A 21,763-nucleotide genomic window follows, 5' to 3' on the forward strand; every position below is an offset into this window, starting at 1 on the left:
CCTAAGATATTTTATACTTTGATGTGTAAAATTAACTACTTTCTTACTTAAACATACTTGCAATTTGTTCTTCGTAAATACTATTAATAACCTTTCTTTTAGGTTTTAATGTAGGTGTTACTTCACCTGTTTCTACAGTCCATTCTTGAGGGAGTAAGGTGAATTTTTTTACAGATTCCCAACTAGCAAAACTCTTATTAATAGTATTAATCTCTTTCTTGAATTTTTTGATTACTTCAGGGTTTTTGATCATAGAACCGTTATCAGAATGTTCTATGTTATGCAATGCACACCAATTTTTAAGAGTATCAAAACTAGGAACGATAAGGGCCGCTACAATTTTTTGATGATTACCTAAAACGGCTACCTGTTCAATAAAAAAGGATTCTTTTAGTTTATTTTCTAAAAACTGTGGAGATATATATTTACCACCAGAATTTTTGAACAACTCTTTCTTACGGTCCGTGATTTTTAGAAATTTATTGTCTATTAATTCACCAATATCACCTGTATGCAACCATCCATCTATAATAGTTTCTTTAGTAAGGTCAGGTTGCTTGTAATACCCCATCATTACATTAGGTCCTTTGATTAGAATTTCACCATCTTCGGCTATTTTGGCTTCAATACCTTTTAGTAAAGGACCAACAGTACCCACCATCATATTTTCTGTGTTTGTATGGTTTACAGATACTACAGGAGAAGCTTCAGACATTCCGTAACCTTCGCAAGCACGGATACCTGCAGCCCAAAATGAACGTGATAATCTTGGTTGTAATGCAGCCGCTCCAACATTTATATTCATAACATGCCCGCCCAAAGCAGCTCTCCATTTAGAGAAGATAAATTTATCGGCAATTTTATGCTGTATTTTTTCGCTTAAACTTTGTTTTTGACGGGGGTTATAAGCCAATGCAAAATTAAGTGCCCAAAAGAACAATGCCTTTTTAAAACCTTTTAAATCTCTACCCTTTGCAACAATACTATCATATACTTTTTCTAATAATCTAGGCACAGTACAGAATACATGTGGCTTTACTTCTTGTAGTGCTTCAGCAACTTTGGCAATATTATCAGCATAATAAATAGAGATACCCCAGTTCTGATAACTATACAAACAGGTACGTTCATACACATGAGATAACGGTAAGAAGCTTAATGCTCTAGCATTTCCTTTTTCTACGGGTAAAACTTCAGAAGCCGCAATAGCATCAGAAGTTACATTCTTGTGCGAGAGCATTACACCTTTAGGTTGTCCCGTTGTTCCAGATGTGTAGACAATGGTAAATAAATCGTTCTCTGATATGGTCGATTTAATTTTTCTAAGATTATCATCAGTTGTACTTCCTTGAATAGTTAAAACAGCTTTCCAATGTGAGTAGTTTTCTATTTCGTTAAAAGTATAAATCTGTTCTAATAGTGGTAGATCTTTTAGAATAGGAGTTATTTTCTTTAATATCGTTTTCGATTCAATAAAAGCAACTTTAATTTCTGCGTGATTAAATATAAATGTATAGTCTGCCGCAGTTATAGTAGGGTATATAGGTACTACAACAACACCAATTTGAGCACACGCAATATCAATAAAATTCCATTCAGGTCTGTTTTCTGATATGATCGCTATTTTATCACCTTTTTTGAAGCCATAATTTAATAACCCCTTACTAAGTGTATTTACAATATTGAGAACATCATCTGTAGAATAAGATTTCCATTGGCCGTCTACTTTTTTGGCAAAACAGATATCCAAAGAATTATATATTTCTTTTTGCTGATGTATAAAATCAAAAACTCTAGTAGGCTTCATCAAGCAGATTTATATGGTTAATATTGAGGTGAGTGTATTACTAATAATACTCATTTTTTTAATCTAGTGCGCAAACTAAAAAAGAAATAATTTTATTAATGATGATTTATATTGGAATATTAATTTTAAAATAGATAATACTATGAAATATCGAGAGGATTATCTCTAAATTTATGGCTTGAATAAAATTAAACTAAACTACACAAAGATGTCGGACTTTGATAAGAAAGCCCACTGGGAGAATATTTATACTACTAAAGCATTAGAAAATGTTAGTTGGTATCAACGAATCCCGCTAACTTCTTTAGATTTTATTGATAGAGCTACACTAACAAAAGATAATGCAATCATTGATATTGGGGGAGGAGATAGCTTCCTTACAGATCATTTACTTGATCTATCTTACGCTGATTTATCTGTTTTAGACATATCTAAACAGGCATTATTAAGAGCACAAAAAAGATTAGGTGCTGATAAAGCATCAAAAGTAACTTGGATTGAGGCTGACGCATCAGATTTTCAATCTGAAAAAAAATATGACCTATGGCATGATAGAGCAGCATTTCATTTTCTAACAGACGAAATTGAAATAGCTAATTATGTAAAAACGGTTAAAAATCTTGTAAAAACTGATGGGATAATAGTTATAGGAACATTTTCTGAAAATGGACCAGAAAAATGTAGTGGTATTCCAATTAAACAATATTCGGTATCAGAATTAGCAAAAGTATTCGAAAAGGATTTTGAGCTAATTAATACACAAATTATAGATCATAAAACACCTTTTGATACAGTTCAGAACTTCTCATTTTGTTGTTTGAGAAAAAGATAAATTTATAGAGAAAGGTTCGGTGTTTACGCATTGAATCTTTTTTATTTAGGGAGATTTATTTGAAGCTCTGAAATACCGTTATATGATTTAAGGAACTCAATAATGTAATGATTTTTCCCTTCAAGATAATCTTCTAGTGGTAAACCATTGTCAAAATTATTTATTAGGCCAGCTTCTTTAAGGTCTTCCCAATAGATTTCATGAAAAGCCATTGCCCAATTTTTAAAATTACGTTCTTGAATATATCCTGAGTATAATTTTTGAACAGCTTTATGTCTGTGGTCCATCTTAATTTTTGAATACAGACTTAATACATCAGTTTCTTCTCCTTCAAGAATTTGAATAAATTTGTTTTCTAACAGCACTAAAAGACCTGTTAATTTTAAATTGATATTTTTTGCTCTACTGTGCATTAGAATATCTTTTAAAATATTATCGTCAAGCACATCGTTGCGTGTGCTTACATAACATAAACAAAACATAGTTATACATTAAAATTGGTTTGTAAGTATAGCTGTAAATTACATCTTTTATTTCGATATATCAGAATGTAATTATTTAAAGAATTTTTGTAATCATTTGAACGTTATGTTTTTAGTTGTTACATTTACACTAATAGCAAATTAAAACACTGTGTATAAATCTCTTCATCTTGTTTCAAGAGTTGGGATAAAAAATTACCACTATGACTTACGAAGGATTACTTATAATTGTACTATGTATTATGATTGTTGTGACGATCATAAAAAATTCAAATTTTACACTACCAACTAAAAATGATCCACTTGTTTTAGAATACAGTGGTTCTAAAAAGATTTTTTCTGTTGAAAAAATCATTCGAAACAAACTTGTTTTGAAAAACAAAGATTGTGGTTATGCAGAGTTGTATACTGTGGATAACAAACCAGTTTTAATTCAGAACGGTACCGCATTTTTAGTGGACTCAATAGAGTAAATCAAAAAGGCTGAAATTTAGATTTCAGCCTTTTTTTATGTGTTATTTTCTAGAAACTGAAGTTTAAACCAGCATTTGCTCCAAGCCAAATAGAAGTTCTTGATCCTTTTGCATTTGTATGATCGTAAAATGAATTGTCAGGAATATCTAGCGTTCCCGTTGTTTCATTCCCATCTACTTTTAAATCTGAGATATAAACATTTAAAGAAGGTCCCGCAAAAACACTTATGTTCTTAGTTAGTTTAAAATGGACATTGATATCAGCTTTATTTAATAGGTTTAAATCTTGTTCATAATTACCATCGTATGCTAAATAATTAGAAGATAGATCAAGAGATAGGTTTATACGTTTTCCTACTTCCATCATAGAACCAAATCCAAGTCCGTAGCTATACACATCTTTAGAATTGTACTGCGTGTATCCTCCTTTAAAAATTGTATAGAATTTTTTAGTACCCATCTTAAAGTTAATGTTTCCCCAAATTGTTGCATCAGCAGTAACTTCAAGAGCATAATAACCACCTTTTACTATGTTTATTAATCCGATAGGAGTTCCTTCAGCACCATTTGTAACAACATTAATTAAACCAACCTGAGAGCCTTTTAAAGAGTCCGTAGTATTAATTAAACCTACTTGTGCTCCTGTTGCTTTATCTCTAACAGTGTTTATTAAACTGACTTGAGCTCCGTTCATATCTTTATTTGCAATATTTGCAATACCAGAAATTTGAGCACCATTTGCATTTTCCTTAGTAAAGTTGCTTATACCAGCAATATGCAATCCATCCATATTTTTTGAGGCGATATTACTTATACCTGCACAAATAAAACCTTTTGAGTTTCCTGTTGTGATATTGGTAATACCAGCAATTTGGCCTCCTTTTACATCTCCTTTATTAATATTGGAAATACCGCCAAGTTCAAAAAAGTTGATACCACTATTTATACCCCATAGTACATTAAAAGAATAGTCGCTACTGTATTCTGTAGCAGTTCCGTTAGTACCTATAGGATATAAAAAAGACACTTGATATGCTTTGTTTTGAAGACTGTCTTGAGCACAAAGAAACTGACTACTCAAAATGAAAACGATTAGATAAGTGATTAGATTTTTCATGAATGATAGATGATTTTAGTATTTAATAATAGATTAAAAGTAAATACAGATGAATTTATCGGTATTCGTTTTTAAGACCCTTAAAAAATAGTTTACCCCTATCTTATTTTAAAAATAAAGTAAAAATATATATAATCAACTGTACTTTAGGTGTATAGTGTTTGTTTTTGATTAAACTTTTAAACAAATTTTGTAATTAATTAGGAAATTAAAATAATCACTCATACATTTGTTTAAACAAATAAAGTAAGAACAATAATTACATTTAAAGATATGGAAAATCAAGCAGCAGTAAACATAGAAGCTACATCAGAAAGTAAAGTAACAATGGGAGTAAGGTATTTACTTGCAGTAATGATGATTGTTTTTGGAGCTAATAAATTCCTTCAGTTTTTACCAATGCCTCCAGCAAACGATCAAGTTGCTCAAGTTTTTGGGTCACTTATGTTAATGGGTATTTTACCAATAGTAGGTATTTTAGAAGTAGTTGGTGGTATTTTATTGGCACTTAAAAAAGCAGTGCCTGCAACATTAATTGTACTTGGAGCTATCGGTTTTAATGCTGTTTTATTTCATGCAACTTTAGATCCTGCGGGTATTGGTGGAGCTATTGGCTTTACTGCTATGATAATTTACCTAGCCTACGTTTACAGAGCTAAATTTGCACCATTATTTAAATAAAGAATTCTGCAATATACATCTACATTGAAGTTCTTAATTGAACACTCAATTGTCATTCAAAAATTAAATAGTCACCTTTTAACTAAGGTGACTATTTTTTTGTAAATTCACTTTCCAACTATTTTCGAAAAAGCTAAAACTATTTAAATGAAAAAGCTAACGCTATTGGTAGCAGTCTTAATGCTATGTATCTATTCTTATGCACAAACTGCCCAATCACTCTATACTTTTGATTCACTATCTAAAGAAAATCTTCAACCATTAAAAGAACTATTAGGAGATACTAAGTATGTCCTTTTAGGAGAACCAGATCATTTTCATGGCAATGTATTTACAGCAAAAATTGAAACAGTAAAGTTTTTGCATGAAGAAATGGGGTTCGATTTGATTGCATTTGAGAGTGGCTTTTATGATCTAGAAAAAGCAAATGAGGAAATTAGAAAAGGAGAAAATGCAAAGCTTGCATACCTTAAAAGCATATTTAATATATGGAACCAATCAAAAGAATTTCATCCTTTTTTAGATTATGTAACAGAGAATAAAAGTACGCTTCGAGTAGTTGGTTTTGACCAACAGTTTAGTGGTCAATATGCTGAAGAGTTTTTTGAAAGAGATTTCAAATCCTATTTTTCTACTGAAGAAGCGTTTAAACAATGGTTGGCTATTATAACTCCTGTACTTAATTATGAAGGAGATGATAAAACAGAAAAGTATGAGCAATTTAAAAGTATTAATGAGCGTGTTATACAGGAATTAAGAAATGCTAAAACGCCAATTAAAGATGATTTATTACTCACATTACATCATTTAGATAGAGAGTTATATAACCATTATATCAATAAATTATATGAAAAAGATGAAGCGACTTTTAAGGCATCAGATAGTAATTTAAGAGATGAAGGAATGGGGAATACCTTCTTATATTTAGCAAAAAAATATCCTTCTAAAAAAATTATTGGATGGGGTGCAACTGCTCACTTTTCAAACCAAATAGATGTATTAGACGAACAACAGTTTAAATCATTTAAGCCAATGGGAAGCTATATTAAAAGAGCACTTGGAAAAGAAGTCTTTATTTTAGCCTATACTGGAACTATAAATGGAACAGTAAAACAGCAAACAATAGAAGAAGATTTTTTAGCACAAGGGCATAAATATGGTTTTCGTAAAGTATTAAAAGAAGACGCTAAAAGTATTTCTTTAGAAGTTGATACTGTTGCTTTTAAAGGAGATTGGACAAAAGTTGTAGATGGTTTTTTCTTTTTAGATAGTCTGACTAAAGATCATTTCAGCTTATATGACGTTGGTGAAGAAGGTACTGTAATAGAGGATGAGAGTTATAAAGGAATAGATAAAACAACTAGTTTTTCATTTCAGTTAGAAAATGAAGCGTTTGTACTCCCAACCTATTATTTAAAAGATAAAGCTTCTTTTGAGAAACAATCGGGAATAATTTATGATCAGAAAACAAAAAACGTAATCCCTTACGCAAATATTATTACTACAAAATCTAAAAGAGGATCATCTTCGAACAAAAAAGGAGCCTTTACAATAGGAGTACCATATAAAGAAGATTCTATCACTTTTTCTTCTATTGGTTATGAATCTATTACAATTGCCACTTCAAAAAATGATTTAGAGATCTATTTAACCCCTAAGGTAGAAGAAATGACTACGTTGACAATTTCTAGTGAACCTCTGACTGCAAAGAGTATCATGAAGAAAGTGATAAAGAATATTCCTAAAAATTATACTCAAGAGGCTTATACAAGAAATGGTGTATACAAAGGATATTTTACTAGCCGAAAATATAAAAAAAGATACTATAAGGAAGAAAGTGTAGAAGAATATGATAAAAATGGGTACAAATCTGTTATTCTATTTCCCCTAAGGTACATAGGTTTTATAAAAACAAAATCAGCAGTAATTTCTGAAGTAGATAGCAAAGGAATAAAAGAATTAAAGCCCAATACAAACTATAAAAAGCAAATACGAATGTATAGGTTTAATCATGATCCTATAAACGTAAGGCATAATAATTATTTGAATTCATCTAACCTTAAACACTATAATTTTGAATTTACAGACATTGAAATTATTGATGATAAAGAAGTCTATGTTATTAAATTTGAATCAATAAATTTGAATTATAAAAATACAATTCATTTAAATGTAAAGAGTTATAAAGGAGTTATTTATATAAATGCTGAAGACTATGCAATTTTAAAAATTAAGTCTACCGTTATAGAACATTTAGAGAAGTATAATGACAAAGGGTGGTATAAAGGAGTAGAATTTAATGAACTAGTTTCTTTCCTCAAATATGAGGTTACTTATGAGCAAAATAATGACAGTTTATATTATTTAAAATCAGTAATCCAAGAATCAAATGATCCTATTGAATATGATTTTATATCTTATGAAGCTTATGATAAAGAAGTAGGAAAAAGAGAAAAGGAAGAAGGTAAGGATATAAGATATATTTATTAAAATCACTTTTTTACTACTTCAATTTTATCATCCCATTTAATAGCCTCTTCTCCCCAAGAAGAAATCATATCTAGAAGAGGAATTAAGGTTTTTCCAAAATCGGTCATACTATATTCCACTCTTAAAGGGGGCTTATCAGTAGCAATAACTTTTCTGCTGATAAGGCCATCTTCTTCTAATTGTTTTAACTGCAGACTTAAAGTTCTTTCGCTTATAGTCGGAATAGTTTTTCTAATTTCATTATACCTAAGTGTATTATTTTTTAAATGAATTAAGATGACGGTTTTCCATTTTCCACCAATATATTTCATTGTAAGACTAGTACAACAGGGGTAAACTTTATCTTCTACTTTGAACATGTATTTGATTTTTTTTGTTTGATAACTATAAAAATAAGATACTATCAAAAGTAAAGCAACTTTATTATGTATTGTTTTGTAATTGATGTTTTTTACTTAATACAAATAAGTGTTAAAAATAGATACTTACATTTGTGCCCGTTATTGTCTTTAATAAAAACACTACTTATGTTTGTAACTATCAAAAGTAAAGTAACTAATTTTCACTTAACGTTATTTTTATAAAAAGTGAACAAGTCACAATAATTTCTTTTGATGGAAACAATTTTAAGAATTTTAACGTTGATAAGGTCAACATAAAAAATAAAACTATGGAATTTATTGAAGTCGCAAAGTCTAGATATACAACAAAAAAATATGATGCATCTAAAAAGGTAAGTGCTACCGATTTAGAGAAATTAAAAGAGATTTTAAGGTTAAGTCCATCATCTATTAATAGTCAACCTTGGAAATTTACAATTGTAGAAAGCCAAGCGTTAAAAGATAAATTAGCAGAGGCATCTTATTTTAATGCAGAAAAAGTTAGAGACGGTAGTCACTTAGTTGTATTTAGTGCAGTAGACAATGTTGATAAATTTGAAAGTGATATTAACGAGTACCTTCCAGAAGGAGCTGTTGGTTACTTTAATTCAATGTTAAAGCCTCAAGGAGAAGATGTAATTAAAAATTGGTTCTCGGATCAAGTGTATTTGTCTATTGGTTATTTCTTATCTGCAGTAGGAGCTATGGGTATAGATTCAACACCTATGGAAGGAATTGATAGAGCAAAATATAAAGAAATTTTAGGCTTAGAAGGGTATCAACCACTTGTAGCTGTAATGATTGGTTACAGAGATGATAAAGATGGTAACCAACCTTCAAATAACCCTAAATCTAGATTAGATATAAAAGATATTGTTGAAGTGGTTTAAATAATTACTTGATTTATAAAAGTGAGTTATCTTATGAAAATAGGGTAACTCTTTTTTTATGTTTAAATTCTAAATTTAATCTCTGCTGCTCAACAATAAAATCAAAAGAGAAATTATTTTGAAGTACATCGAGAGTATTTTAAGAATGAAACAGCCATTTTTTGCGAGAAGTTAAAAGAAGGAACTTTTACTTTAGCATTGACCTTTTGCCTAGTTACTCTGGGAAATATCATTTAAACCCAGCAAAAGCAGAATTGATGTTTTCCCCTAACATTCTATGGTTATAATAAATTGATGGAGATAGCCTTTAACAAAGGAATATAAAACAAATAAAACGACCTTCTCAATTAAGAAAAGGTCGTTTTATTGATCTGAAAATAGATTTAAACCTGCTTCATTTTTGTATTACCAACTTTTGACTGAAGCTGCCAACTTTCCCATTGACATAACTTTTTCAGCTTGGTAACAAATTGTTCTCCACAGATGAAAACACCAACTATAAACAAAACATCTGCTCCAATAGTAAAATATAAAAGATACTTAATGGTGATAACAACAGACAAATATGAAATGATAAATTGTACTCCAATACTAATAATTAGTATAATTAAGCCTAATCTATATTGCTTATTTGTAGCAGGGTAATTGCCTTGAGGTAAACCAAAAACCTTTTTAATAAAGTTTTTGACAATGGTAATACCTTCTTTACCTGCTAGGGTAACACCTAAAACTATAAATATTTCTGGACCTCCAACTAAGAATAATCCGACTAAGGCTCCAGTAACAATTTTATTGAGCCCTAAAAAAGGAATTAATAAACCTAGAACAGGCATTAATACGGCACAACTTATTAGTGCTAAACCTATTTTACTTTTAATTGATGCTTTTTTATTTTTCATAATTAAAATAAATTTTAGTTATTATTTACTTCTCTTATTAATGGGTGGTGCCAGCATCTAAACGATCCTCCTTGCCACTCTAACGCATCAAAAGGCATTTCTATAACTTCATGATTGTGCTTTCTAATTTCTTTAGAAATATGACCAAGTGAAGCAGACATTAATACTGTTTTGTTATCTAGAACTAACGCATTTGTAGCAAGGTATTTTTCAGCATCTTCTGGACTAACATCAACAAATGTCCAATCTTTAATTAAGTCTGGAATACCATCTAAAAATGCTTCTTTTACAATCAAAGCAAGGCCTGGTCTTAAAGTAGATAACACACAATCTAGGTGTACAAAATTATTGCTTAATCTAACCTCTTGAACATTATATTCCTCTCCAAGGTAATTTTGGAGCCATTCAATACCTGCTGTATTACTAGCATTACCAGTGTTACCAACTAAAATGTTTTTACCTAATACAAACGTGTCACCACCTTCTAAGAAAATACCATCAGCAAAGCTATCTCCGTCCCAATCAATAATTGGTTCTGGCATGGCAACTATTTTAGCATTAGAACCTTTTAATCTTTCTTGTAATGTTCTTCTAATAGAGAAACGGTCTCTACGTCTACCTGGATCAAACATGTTTGTTTCAATAAAGTTGTTATCAATAACAACCATAGCATCTCTCATGTAAGTATTAGATTGGTAGGAATCTACTTGGTTTACACCAAATTTTTTCTCAGCTTCTGTTAAATGTTCACAGACATGTACTTTAACTCCTCTACTTCTAAGTAATTCAACAACGGCATCTACTTGCTCTACTTGTTTTTTATGTATTTCAGGATAAACCTTTTCTACTGTACTACCAGCTAATTTCTCATACATTTGATAAGCATCTTCACTTAAAAAATCTTTTAAATAAGCAGGTAATTTTTTAGGCATATACATATTTGGAGGCCCTACAATAACTTCTTTTAATGTTCCATACTCGAAATCTACACCAATGTTTTTTTCTAAATTTTTCATTTTTATATATTTTATTGTTTTAATGTTTGAGAAAAAAATAATGTCTTAATCTCTCATTCAATAACAATAGTGTAGAAGTCCTGTAAAAACCCTAATGGAGAAGAAATAAATTAATGTAGAATGATAAAATAGATGATTTCCTTATTAAATAATTAGCTTTAGATTGATTTTATTATTGATAACTAATTGTATTATGCAAACAACACAAAAATGTTGGTGGTGTGGATCAACTAAAAACTTAACAGGAGAGCATAAAATAAAAAAGACTCATTTTGATTACTTTTATAATAAAAGTGAGTATAAAGAATTAGGACTCAAGTTATTTAAGAGCAGAGAGGATGGTTCTATTATAATTCAAGGACCGAAATCTGACTTTATTAAGTTTCCTAAATTTTTATGTAATGTTTGTAATGGTCATAAGAGTAAACTATTTGATGATTCTTATGATATGTTTTTTACCTATTATTTTGATAATGAGATAAAAATACTAGCCGAAAAAACAGTTGATTTATGTGATATCTATCAAAATCAATGGGAAGAAAAATGGATTCTTTTTAAGAAATACATTGTAAAACATATATCCTGTAGATTAGTAGAGAAGGGTTTTAAACCTACTCATAATATGATTAATTTCTTAAATGGTATTGATGATTTATTTGATGTGAAAATAGTATTAACATTAAAACCTTATGCTGAGCAGTTAACATTAAATTTCCCTCCATTATCGATAGGGAGATTATTTACTCATGAAAATATGATAAAGAATGAATTAGAATTTTCAGGTTGGTTTACGATTAAATCATTAAGTGTTGAGTACTTGGTTCAAAAAAATATAAATCAAAAATCTATATCAAGTAATAGTCTAATAAAGTTGAATAAAACAGATTACAGTTCTTTTTCATCAGTGTCAATAACCAAGGAAAATATAATAAATTGGCAGTATATCCTTGAGGATTATCAATTTGGTTCAGATTCTATGTGGTTTCATTATTATATGAGAAATATGAAATCTGTTTAAATATTTTTATAATAATCAATAACAAAAACGGCCTCCCCAATTAAGGAAAGGCCGTTTTATATTTTAAAAGAGGAGTTTATTAAACTAACTCTTGTGCTTTTACAACAACAGCGTCCAAACCAGTAATATCTTTACCACCCGCAGTAGCAAAGAAAGGTTGTCCACCTCCACCGCCTTTGATCTCCTTTGCAAGAGCCTTAACGATATTTCCAGCATGTAAATCTTTCGCTTTCACAACTTCTTCATCGATCATAACTGCAACTTGAGGTTTCCCATCAACATTGGCTGCTAAGATTAAGAACATATTGTCTACAACTGCTTTTAAGTCGTAAGCTAATTGCTTTAAGCTTTGTGCATTTGGGACAGTTACTTTTTCAGCAATAAAGTTGTAACCATCTTTTGCAACAGCTTTAGAAGCTAATTCCGTTTTTACAGCTTGTAATTCTTTATTACGAAGTGTTTCTACTTCTTTAGATAAAGCAGCTTTTGTTTCTACTAAATCGATAACAGATTTCTTAGGGTCTTTTGATTTTAAAAGCTCTTTGATCTCTTGTAATAAAGTAATCTGACCGTCTACAAATTCTTCAGCAGCATCTGCAGTGATTGCCTCAATACGACGAACACCAGCAGCGACAGAAGATTCTGCAGTAATTTTTAATAAACCAATCTGACCAGTAGCAGTAACGTGAGTACCTCCACAAAGTTCTACAGAATAGTCTTTATCAAAAGTAATTACACGAACAAATTTACCGTATTTTTCACCAAATAAAGCAGTAGCACCCATGTCTTTTGCTTCATCAATTGGTACGTTGCGTTGCTCGTTTAAAGGAATATTCTGACGAATACGTTGGTTAACGATCTTTTCAATTTGTGCTAACTCCTCAGCTTCTACTTTTTGGAAGTGAGAGAAGTCAAAGCGTAAATGCTTATCGTTTACCAAAGAACCTTTTTGCGCTACGTGTTCACCCAATACCTCTTGCAATGCAGCGTGTAATAAGTGTGTTGCAGAGTGGTTGTTCTCCGTTAATTGTCTACGGTGAGCATCTACTTTAGCCACTACAGGAGCAGAAGGATTACTTGGTAATTTATTAGCAAAATGAATAATCAAATCATTTTCTTTTTTAGTATCGAAAATGCTGATTGTTTCTTCGCCAGAAACTAAAATACCTTTATCACCAACTTGTCCACCACTTTCTGCATAGAAAGGAGTTTGATCAAGTACTAATTGAATAATTGTTTTCTTTTTCTCTGTTACTTCACGGTAACGCAAAATTTGAGCATCAGATTCTAAAACATCATAGCCTAAGAATTCAACTTCATCACCCTCGTTTACATCAATCCAATCTCCTTTTTCAGAAGCAGAATCAGCACGAGCTCTATCTTTTTGTTCTTTCATTGCCGCATCGAAACCCGCTGTATCTACAGTGAATCCGTTTTCAGAAGCAATTAGTTCAGTTAAATCTAGAGGGAAGCCAAATGTATCGTATAAAGTAAATGCTTCTTTACCTGCAATTACTTTGTCAGAACCATCCATTGCTTTCTGAAGAATTACTAACCCTTTTTCTAACGTACGTAAGAAAGCCGCTTCTTCTTGCATCACAACTTTCTTGATAAAATCTGCTTGAGAGATTAACTCAGGGAAGATTTCGTCAAATTGTTCAGAAAGAATATCAACTAACTCGTACATGAACGGTTTAGTGAATCCTAAGAATGTATAACCGTAACGAACAGCTCTACGAAGGATACGACGAATTACGTAACCTGCTTTGTTGTTCGAAGGTAATTGACCATCAGCGATAGCAAAAGAAATTGCACGGATGTGGTCAGAAATTACACGAATTGCAATATCGATTTTCTCATCTTCACCATATACCTTACCAGATTTAGCTGCTAAAGATTGGATCATTGGTTGGAAAACGTCTGTATCGTAGTTTGATTCTTTCTTCTGAATCGCCATACATAAACGTTCGAATCCCATACCTGTATCGATATGTTTGTTTGGAAGAGAAATTAAAGAACCGTCTGCTTTTCTATTGAATTGCATAAATACAAGGTTCCAGATTTCTACTACTAATGGGTGGTCTTCGTTTACTAAAGTTAAGCCATTAACTTTTGCTCTTTCTTCATCGTTACGAAGGTCAATATGGATTTCAGAACAAGGACCACAAGGACCAGTTTCTCCCATTTCCCAGAAGTTATCTTTTTTATTGGCAGGGATAATTCGATCTTCATCAATTAAACCTTTCCAAATATCAATAGCTTCTTGATCTAGTTCAGTACCGTCTTCTTTATCGCCTTCGAATACTGAAACATATAATCTATCTTTTGGTAGACCGTAAACTTCTGTAAGAAGTTCCCAAGCCCACTCAATAGCTTCTTTCTTAAAATAATCTCCAAAAGACCAGTTACCTAGCATTTCGAACATAGTGTGGTGGTAAGTATCAATACCTACTTCCTCTAAATCGTTGTGCTTTCCAGATACACGTAAACATTTTTGAGTATCTGTTACACGTGTATTCTCGGCGGCTTTATTTCCTAAGAAATAATCTTTGAACTGATTCATACCTGCGTTGGTAAACATCAAGGTAGGATCGTTTTTAATCACAAGTGGTGCCGAAGGAACGATGGCGTGCTGCTTGCTCTGGAAGAATTCCAGGAACGTGCGGCGAATACTTTTTGCGTCCATGTATATCTCTCTACTGAGTAATTTTAAAAATTTTATTTTTTAACGGTGCAAAAATAAGATAAATATCCAATCTATATAATAATGTATCTTATGTATATGCTGATAATAAGGTTCTTTTAAGAAAATAATAAAGATTTTGCATCAGTTTTATACAAAAAGAGGAATAAACCGTTTCAGATTTATTCCTCTAAGAAATTTTTGGTTGTGTATTCATTAATGTGAATTGTAAATATTTAAGATTAATTCTCTAATGATCATTCCTAATTGCTTTGAATCAGAATTTATAATTACCCAACCGTATTTATTAAATTGTTGAGTAACAAGAAGGGTTTTATCACCTTTTGTAAAAAGAAGAACTTCAGCCCCTCCAACGTTTAATGTGGAAGACTTTTGATATCCCTTTGTAATCGTAGTAATATCAACTTTTAAATCTCCTTTAGTAATAATATTCTCTACATTGCTAAATTTACTTTTAACGTGAATGTACTTTCTATTATCAGCCAAGGTAAAGTTAAATGCTATAATTGTGATATAAATACTGAGAAGTAGGTTTTTCATATTATTAAATCGTTTTTTCTTACTTTTAAAACAATTGAAATCACGACTACGCTAGAAGTATTTAGGGTGTTTAACTTTCATGTTCAATTGTTTACATTTTCATTAGTAAATGTATTGATTCTTATAAGAGTATGATTTTTATAAATAAATTATAGACTTCTATTGAAGTGATATTGTTAGTATTTAGATATATAAAAGAGGTGGTTTTTTTGTAATAAATCAGTGGTCTCTTGATTTGAAAAAATCTTCACTATATTTGTTGCACAACAAAGCATCTCATAATGTGCGTTTTTAAACTTGATGGAGAGGATAGAGAATTCAGAATAATATTTGTAACTTCTCTTAACAAACCCTTTATCAAGGTATTACTAACAAATTATATCATAATAAAATGAAGACTTTTGAAGTCCGTTTACCATATTCTATCTTAGAGCCAGACACTTGTTTTTCTACGAATGATCCAGATTGGACAGAGTTAGAGAAGTGGATTATTCGAGGTAAAAAAATAGGAATAAATACTGTATTAGTACCAATTTTATGGAAACTTGTAGAAGGAGAAGGTAAAGCTTCTGACAATACAGCTCATCATATACAGTATAATTGGATATACTACAGAAGTATGATTAATAAACTCGTAGAACACGATATAAAAATTGTGGTCGAGTTTAATTTTCAGATGATCAATAATTACGAAGAGAATTACTTATGTACTTTACCAGATTGGCTATGGGGAAAACTCATGGAAGACAACGAGGAAATTAAGTACTTAAGTCAGCTTAAATATGTAAATAAAGGTGGAGGTAGTGCGCAAGAATCTGTTTCTTTATGGGCAGACCATTATGTACTTCCTTACTACGAAGAATTAGTTAGATCTTTCAAACATAATTTTTCAGATATATCAGGACGATTTATTAGGATGCTTATTTCTACAACTCCGCAAGGAGAATTAAGCTACCCCATTAATGAATGTGCTTTCCCTAGAAGAAACATGCAATGTTATTCTCCTACAGCAATGGAGGATTTTGACAATTATGTTCGAGAAAAATATGGAGATTATATCTCTGCAGGAAAAAAGTGGGGAGTAGAAATAATAGATAAGGAAAGCTTATTTGTTTATTTTAAAGAGAATGATGTACTCCAAGGGCGTATGTATTACGATACATTGTATGGAAATGATGTTACAGAATGGTATAACCACTCTTTAACAAACCATGGAAATAAGTTATTACATATTCTTCAGAATGTATTTTCTGATGGTGGCTTTGAAGGGTCAAGATTATGTATACGTTTATCTTCTGCTTATGCAGAGAAGAACTTAAAAAATACACCTCACCTTACAGAAGTAGGAGGAGGGATATTATCATTGAGTAAAAAAGTTGATGTTAAGAAAGCATACACTACTTCTCTAGATGATTTATCAGTAGGTATAGATAGAGGTCGTTTACGTTTTATTATCCCTACAAAAAGTAGAACAGAGTATAAATCTGATTCAGAATACGCATTAAAATTAAAACATCTGTTGGAGTTTGGTGATGCTGATAATATTAGTTTCATCTTAGAAAATTCATCAACAGAAGGAATAAACTCTCACGTAATATGGGATACGTCTGAAGAATGGTTATTTAGAAATCATAGCTTACATGGTTTGATTGTAAATAACATGAAGGCGTTATTTGATACTACAGGTACTGGTAGCGCTCGTTTAGGAGAGCTAATCAGAAAAGTGAAGTTTAAGGATGATCATATTGAAAGAAAACAAAAATCTTTCCGTGTGATGGGACCACTTCATGTAAAAACACACAATGCAAAAAGATTACTTCAAGATCAGGATTGGATAACTGTTTCGAGACAGTTAGATACAATGAGAGAAATTGGAGTAAGTGCAGTTTCTATAGATATTTGGTGGGGATTAGTAGAAGGTCGTCAGTCTAATGAATTTGATTGGGTATACTATGATAACATGGTAAAACTAATTGAATCTAAAGGATTAAATTGGGTGCCAATATTATCATTCCACCAAGCAGGAGGTAACGTAAACGATGATTTTACACAAATGATTCCACTTTGGATTTGGGGTAAAATTGTTGAAGAAAATTCGAACCTTAAATCGATAGAAGATTTACAATATGTTTCAGAAACAGGTGATGTAAGTGTCGAATATGTGTCTTTATGGGCAGATACTTATGTAATTCCTTACTACGAACGTTTTATGGAAGCATTTAAGCAACGCTATAAAAAGTATGCTTGGATGACTGATGAAATTAATGTGAGTTTAGGACCTGCTGGTGAGTTAAGATATCCTTCTTATAACTCTCATGATTGGGGAGATTATCCTAACCGTGGTACATTACAATGCTATAGTAGACTAGCAGTAGAAGATTTTCAGCGTCATATTGTAAATATCTACGGTAGTTTAGATTACATAAATGAGGTTTGGCATACAGCGTACGAGTCAGCAGAAGAAATTCCAATGCCTGATGCAGATGAGTTATTTAAAAATAATAATTATTCTACATCACGTTACGGGCTAGATTTCTTTAATTGGTACAACGAAAGCCTTGCTAAGCATGGAAATAAAGTAATTAGAAGAGCAACAGAAATCTTTAACGATGAGTTTGAAAATGTACCTGTAGGTTTTAAAATGCCTGGTATTCACTGGTTAATTAGTGATCCTAATCAACCCCGTGTAGCAGAAATTACTGCAGGTTTAATAGCTCCTTATCCGAATATTAATGCATCTGATCGTGATGAATATACGGAGATGTTAAAGAAAATTATAGATAAAGACTTTAAAGATAAAGTGGTACTTCACTTTACTTGTTTAGAAAAAATGAACAAGGATTGGGAAGGATACTCTAGAGCTGAAGACCTTGTAATGTGGTTCTCTAATGCTGCTAAGAAATTAGACATTCAGGTAATGGGAGAAAATGCCCTTTACCATGAGTTGTACTCAGACTCAGGATGGGAGCAAATAGAGAAAGCATTAACTCGTGCAAATACAAGTTATTCGGGGCTTACAATACTAAGAATGCAAAACTTATTCTCGGATAATAACTTTGCCATTGAAAAATATGCAGAGTTAATCAATAAGTTGAGATAAGAAACTTTATAACAATAGAAAGAAACCACCATTAATCAATGTATTAGTGGTGGTTTCTTTTTATCTTCATAGTGTTAAACATTATAGAAATAATTGATATGTAGCGGCGTATAACTCTTTGATTAGTAGTTTAAAGTATACTCTTGCTATTATTATCAATTAAAGTTTTAGAATTAAGCAATTACAAAGAATATAGATATACTATGGAAGTATCACCTTTTCAGTCAGCCTTAGAATCTTGGGCAAAAATATTTGAAGGAAAATTAACAGACAATACTATAAAGTTTGATAATGCTCTAGGAAAAGGAACTATTAAGGGTTTTCAGTGTAATGAATATATAGAAGTATTTTGTTTTAAATTTCACCTAAAACAAAAGATCACTACATCAGGAAAAAAATTAAGCGAAATAGCGGAATTTAGACCAATATTCTTTGGAGATCCAGATGGTAATAAAACTCTTGGTATTGAGCAGGATCAAGATAATGAACTTGATGAAGTAACTGTAGAGAATTTCCCAATACTTACACAAGGGGTTTTTGCTACAAATAGTAAAGACTCAATGACATGGGATTTTAACCCGAATAGAGATATTCATTTTATATCAATTAGAATAAAAGACTCGCATTTTAAGGAGTTAATCAAAAAGTCTCCGAATGTAGAAAAGATTTTTAGCGATGAAAAGTCTTATTACATCTTCGAAGAGTTTGATCCAATAATGCATGGTATGTTTTGGCGTATCTATACTTTTAAAGAAGATGAAGTCTTTCTAAATGAATTAGTACATGCGTGTGCACTCCATTTATTGGCTGTGTTCTTTTCTAAAATTCATGAACGAGAAGAATTATTAGAATCGAATAAATACCCTATAAATACGAAAGCTGTTTTTATGGCTCGTACAATTCTAAAAAAAGAATTAAACAAGCAAATACATATTGATGATCTAGCAAGGGAATGCGGATTAAGTGCAAGTAGACTAAGAGCTTTATATAAACAGGTTTTTGGAATAACAATACATCAGTTTCATCAAAATGTTCGATTAGACGAAGCTAGAACCTTATTAAGAGGAGGTGAAAAGACAATGTCTATGATAGCCATGGATTTAGGGTTTTCTAGTGCAAGTCATTTCTCAGCAGCTTTTAAGAAGCAATTTGGTTACACACCAAGAGAGTTTAAGGACAATTTGAATATAAGTAGGTAAATTTTTATATTAAATTATACTATAAGGAGATGTGATTTTTCACATCTCCTTATTTTTTATACAAAAGTTATTTTCTGATGTTTTTTAGTCATTTAGTGAAATTTAACATAGGATGATCCCCGTTAATCTACCTATCACTTAATAAAAACAAAAAATGAAAAAAATTAATTACATCGTTTTAGCTTTAGCATCATTATTCTCAATTACTTCTTGTAATACAAATGATGAATATCCAGATCAAGTTTCTGATTATGATACAGTAATCACAAATAAAAATGCTGATTATGACGATAGCTACTCTACAGCAAAAACATTTAGCGTTCCAAATTATGTAGTACATATTGGAGAAGAATCTTCAGAAGATTATCAATTAACATCTACAGATGAAATAATAATTAATGAGACAATTTCAGAAATGAAAGCGGCAGGTTACACTTTCATTCAAGAAAATGAGACAGACAAACCTGACTTAGTAGTTCTTCCTTATTCTTTTGATAATACAGTTGTTGGTTCTATCACAGCATGGCCAACTTACGGTGACTGGGGTGGTTACTGGGGCGGCTATTGGGGTGGCTACTGGGGTTGGAATGATATGTATCCAATGGGTGGTTATCCTTACTACGGTGGTTATCCAATGACATCTTATTATTCTTACGATCAAGGTACTGTGATTTTAGAGATGGTAGACAATAGAGAAACAGTTGTGACAGATGGCGAAAATCAGGTTCCAGTAATTTGGCAAGGCATTTTAAATGGTACTGAAACAAACTTAGTAGATAATCAAAACCGTATAAAAAGTGGTATTGATCAAATGTTTATCCAATCTCCATACATCTTAGCAAACTAATTTATAGCCAACTTTAAAACATTAAAAACATTTATTATTATGAAAAACATTAAAAAATTATTCCTTGCAGCTTTATTAATTGTTTCAGGATTATCAACAGCATCAGCACAAGATCTTATTGGAATTTCTTATAACATGGCACTACCATCTAATAGTAGTACTATTACAGATGCTTCTTTTAGAGGTGGTAACTTAGAGTACAGACATTTCTTAAATGATAATTTATCTATTGGTGCAAGTATTGGTTTTAATTATTTCAATCAGAATTTCGGGAATAAGACTTTTTCTTCAGAAAATTCAGCTATTTCAGGTGAAACATATGAGAATTCGACTTCTTTATCAACATTAGCAACCGCTCATTATTATTTAGGTAACCTAGGTGGTATTAGACCTTATGCAGGTGTTGGAATTGGTGCAGCAGGAACATATTTTACTAGTCAAGTTGGTGGTGTAGCTGTTTCAGATCAGTATTGGGGTTTTGCAGTAGCACCAGAAGTAGGTGTAATTGTACCTCTGGGAGATGCAGGAGTATCATTACTTGGTAACGTAAAGTATAACTATCAAACAGCAGCTCAAGGTTATGACAGTGTAGCTTATTGGGGCTTTAATATTGGTTTAGCCTTCGATTTCTAAATTGAAAGTTTAAAAATACATAAGAAGACAGCTTTGCGGATAACGTAAAGCTGTTTTTTTGTTTAAAGATAAATCTTGACATTCTAGAAATAAAATTTGACACTCTGACCTTCTCGAAATACCGTTTAGTATTTTATGAGATTGATAAAAAGTTAGGTGTAGAGAGTTAATAAATTGAGTAATAATAGGTAAAGAGATTTCTTGATGAGGAATCTCTTTTTTGTTTTCAAGTAAAAAGGAGACATCAAAAAAATACCTTATATGATTATAAGGAGAAGTTTTACCTTAAAAAATTTAATGTGTTTTTGTTTCTATTGAAAGATATAAAAATATAGACAGTGTTAGATTAACAGTATAGAGTTATTCTTTATGTAGCCTAGATGCTAGAATAGATAAAGTTGAGATTATATAATTTAAAGGATCGTCTGTAAAATCTTTATTATTTTACATTTGTAAAGCTAATACTAAAATATCTTAAAACAAAAAGGTCTTTAAATTTTTAAAAAACCATTGTATAAAAAAAAACACTTGAAATTTTTCAAGTGTCTTTCCACAGCTGGTTAATGTTACTGGTGTATCATGCCATACAATAGGTGACTAACCTATGATTCTTTACCCAATAACTAATATTCATTAATTATGCCAACAGTTAATT

The 21,763-nt window shown here is 31.1% G+C and carries 18 protein-coding genes; 10 read left to right on the plus strand and 8 right to left on the minus strand.

Features of this window, described 5'->3' with window-relative positions; genetic code table 11:
- Positions 1-43 precede the first annotated feature (43 nt).
- Positions 44-1,807, minus strand: a complete 1,764-nt coding sequence (locus EI427_RS19505; protein WP_126617886.1) for an AMP-dependent synthetase/ligase — start codon at positions 1,805-1,807, stop codon at positions 44-46.
- 208 nt (positions 1,808-2,015) lie between these two features.
- On the opposite strand from EI427_RS19505, the gene EI427_RS19510 reads away from it, so the two are divergent.
- On the plus strand, positions 2,016-2,639 hold the full coding sequence (locus tag EI427_RS19510; RefSeq protein ID WP_126617888.1) for a class I SAM-dependent methyltransferase: 624 nt from the start codon (positions 2,016-2,018) through the stop codon (positions 2,637-2,639).
- 41 nt (positions 2,640-2,680) lie between these two features.
- Here the strand turns inward: EI427_RS19510 and EI427_RS19515 are convergent, their stop codons facing one another.
- Positions 2,681-3,121 carry a BLUF domain-containing protein gene (locus EI427_RS19515; RefSeq protein ID WP_126617890.1) on the minus strand — a complete coding sequence of 147 codons (441 nt, stop codon included), beginning with the start codon at positions 3,119-3,121 and terminating at the stop codon, positions 2,681-2,683.
- A 203-nt stretch (positions 3,122-3,324) separates the two neighbouring features.
- Between EI427_RS19515 and EI427_RS19520 the strand changes: the two genes are divergently transcribed.
- Complete coding sequence (locus tag EI427_RS19520; RefSeq protein ID WP_126617892.1) at positions 3,325-3,594, plus strand: hypothetical protein; 270 nt, start codon at positions 3,325-3,327, stop codon at positions 3,592-3,594.
- 49 nt (positions 3,595-3,643) lie between these two features.
- Here the strand turns inward: EI427_RS19520 and EI427_RS19525 are convergent, their stop codons facing one another.
- Positions 3,644-4,711 (minus strand): LA_2272 family surface repeat-containing protein, encoded by a 1,068-nt coding sequence (locus EI427_RS19525; protein ID WP_126617894.1) that lies wholly within the window; start codon positions 4,709-4,711, stop codon positions 3,644-3,646.
- Positions 4,712-4,984: 273 nt separating this feature from the next.
- On the opposite strand from EI427_RS19525, the gene EI427_RS19530 reads away from it, so the two are divergent.
- The gene (locus tag EI427_RS19530) at positions 4,985-5,392 is read left to right on the plus strand and encodes a hypothetical protein (protein ID WP_126617896.1); all 408 of its coding nucleotides are present in this window, start codon (positions 4,985-4,987) and stop codon (positions 5,390-5,392) included.
- 147 nt (positions 5,393-5,539) lie between these two features.
- Entirely contained in the window at positions 5,540-7,882 is a 2,343-nt protein-coding gene (locus tag EI427_RS19535; RefSeq protein ID WP_126617898.1) for an erythromycin esterase family protein, read from the plus strand.
- A gap of 2 nt (positions 7,883-7,884) precedes the next feature.
- Here the strand turns inward: EI427_RS19535 and EI427_RS19540 are convergent, their stop codons facing one another.
- Positions 7,885-8,241 carry a winged helix-turn-helix transcriptional regulator gene (locus tag EI427_RS19540; protein WP_126617900.1) on the minus strand — a complete coding sequence of 119 codons (357 nt, stop codon included), beginning with the start codon at positions 8,239-8,241 and terminating at the stop codon, positions 7,885-7,887.
- 311 nt (positions 8,242-8,552) lie between these two features.
- Here EI427_RS19540 and EI427_RS19545 point away from each other — a divergent pair, with 311 nt between their 5' ends.
- Entirely contained in the window at positions 8,553-9,152 is a 600-nt protein-coding gene (locus EI427_RS19545) for an NAD(P)H-dependent oxidoreductase (protein ID WP_126617902.1), read from the plus strand.
- A 383-nt stretch (positions 9,153-9,535) separates the two neighbouring features.
- Here EI427_RS19545 and EI427_RS19550 read toward each other — a convergent pair whose 3' ends face one another.
- Both EI427_RS19550 and EI427_RS19555 read right to left on the minus strand, forming a co-directional pair.
- Positions 9,536-10,051 (minus strand): hypothetical protein, encoded by a 516-nt coding sequence (locus tag EI427_RS19550; RefSeq protein ID WP_126617904.1) that lies wholly within the window; start codon positions 10,049-10,051, stop codon positions 9,536-9,538.
- Positions 10,052-10,065: 14 nt separating this feature from the next.
- Complete coding sequence (locus EI427_RS19555; RefSeq protein ID WP_126617906.1) at positions 10,066-11,067, minus strand: arginine deiminase family protein; 1,002 nt, start codon at positions 11,065-11,067, stop codon at positions 10,066-10,068.
- A 193-nt stretch (positions 11,068-11,260) separates the two neighbouring features.
- On the opposite strand from EI427_RS19555, the gene EI427_RS19560 reads away from it, so the two are divergent.
- Positions 11,261-12,085 (plus strand): hypothetical protein, encoded by an 825-nt coding sequence (locus EI427_RS19560; protein ID WP_126617908.1) that lies wholly within the window; start codon positions 11,261-11,263, stop codon positions 12,083-12,085.
- Positions 12,086-12,164: 79 nt separating this feature from the next.
- On the opposite strand, the gene alaS is transcribed toward EI427_RS19560, so the two are convergent.
- Both alaS and EI427_RS19570 read right to left on the minus strand, forming a co-directional pair.
- On the minus strand, positions 12,165-14,771 hold the full coding sequence (gene alaS, locus EI427_RS19565; protein ID WP_126617909.1) for an alanine--tRNA ligase: 2,607 nt from the start codon (positions 14,769-14,771) through the stop codon (positions 12,165-12,167).
- Between the two features lie 213 nt (positions 14,772-14,984).
- On the minus strand, positions 14,985-15,329 hold the full coding sequence (locus EI427_RS19570; protein WP_126617911.1) for a hypothetical protein: 345 nt from the start codon (positions 15,327-15,329) through the stop codon (positions 14,985-14,987).
- Between the two features lie 391 nt (positions 15,330-15,720).
- Between EI427_RS19570 and EI427_RS19575 the strand changes: the two genes are divergently transcribed.
- The 4 genes from EI427_RS19575 (at position 15,721) to EI427_RS19590 (ending at position 21,108) form a co-directional block, all read left to right on the plus strand.
- On the plus strand, positions 15,721-18,429 hold the full coding sequence (locus EI427_RS19575; RefSeq protein ID WP_126617913.1) for a family 14 glycosylhydrolase: 2,709 nt from the start codon (positions 15,721-15,723) through the stop codon (positions 18,427-18,429).
- Positions 18,430-18,572: 143 nt separating this feature from the next.
- Complete coding sequence (locus tag EI427_RS19580) at positions 18,573-19,628, plus strand: helix-turn-helix domain-containing protein (protein WP_170178551.1); 1,056 nt, start codon at positions 18,573-18,575, stop codon at positions 19,626-19,628.
- 154 nt (positions 19,629-19,782) lie between these two features.
- Positions 19,783-20,475: a DUF4136 domain-containing protein gene (locus EI427_RS19585; protein ID WP_126617917.1), complete on the plus strand. Its 693-nt coding sequence runs from the start codon at positions 19,783-19,785 to the stop codon at positions 20,473-20,475.
- A 39-nt stretch (positions 20,476-20,514) separates the two neighbouring features.
- Positions 20,515-21,108, plus strand: coding sequence for a porin family protein (locus EI427_RS19590; protein ID WP_126617919.1), 594 nt, complete (start codon positions 20,515-20,517; stop codon positions 21,106-21,108).
- Positions 21,109-21,763 lie beyond the last annotated feature (655 nt).

Source organism: Flammeovirga pectinis (assembly GCF_003970675.1).
Lineage (GTDB): Bacteria > Bacteroidota > Bacteroidia > Cytophagales > Flammeovirgaceae > Flammeovirga > Flammeovirga pectinis.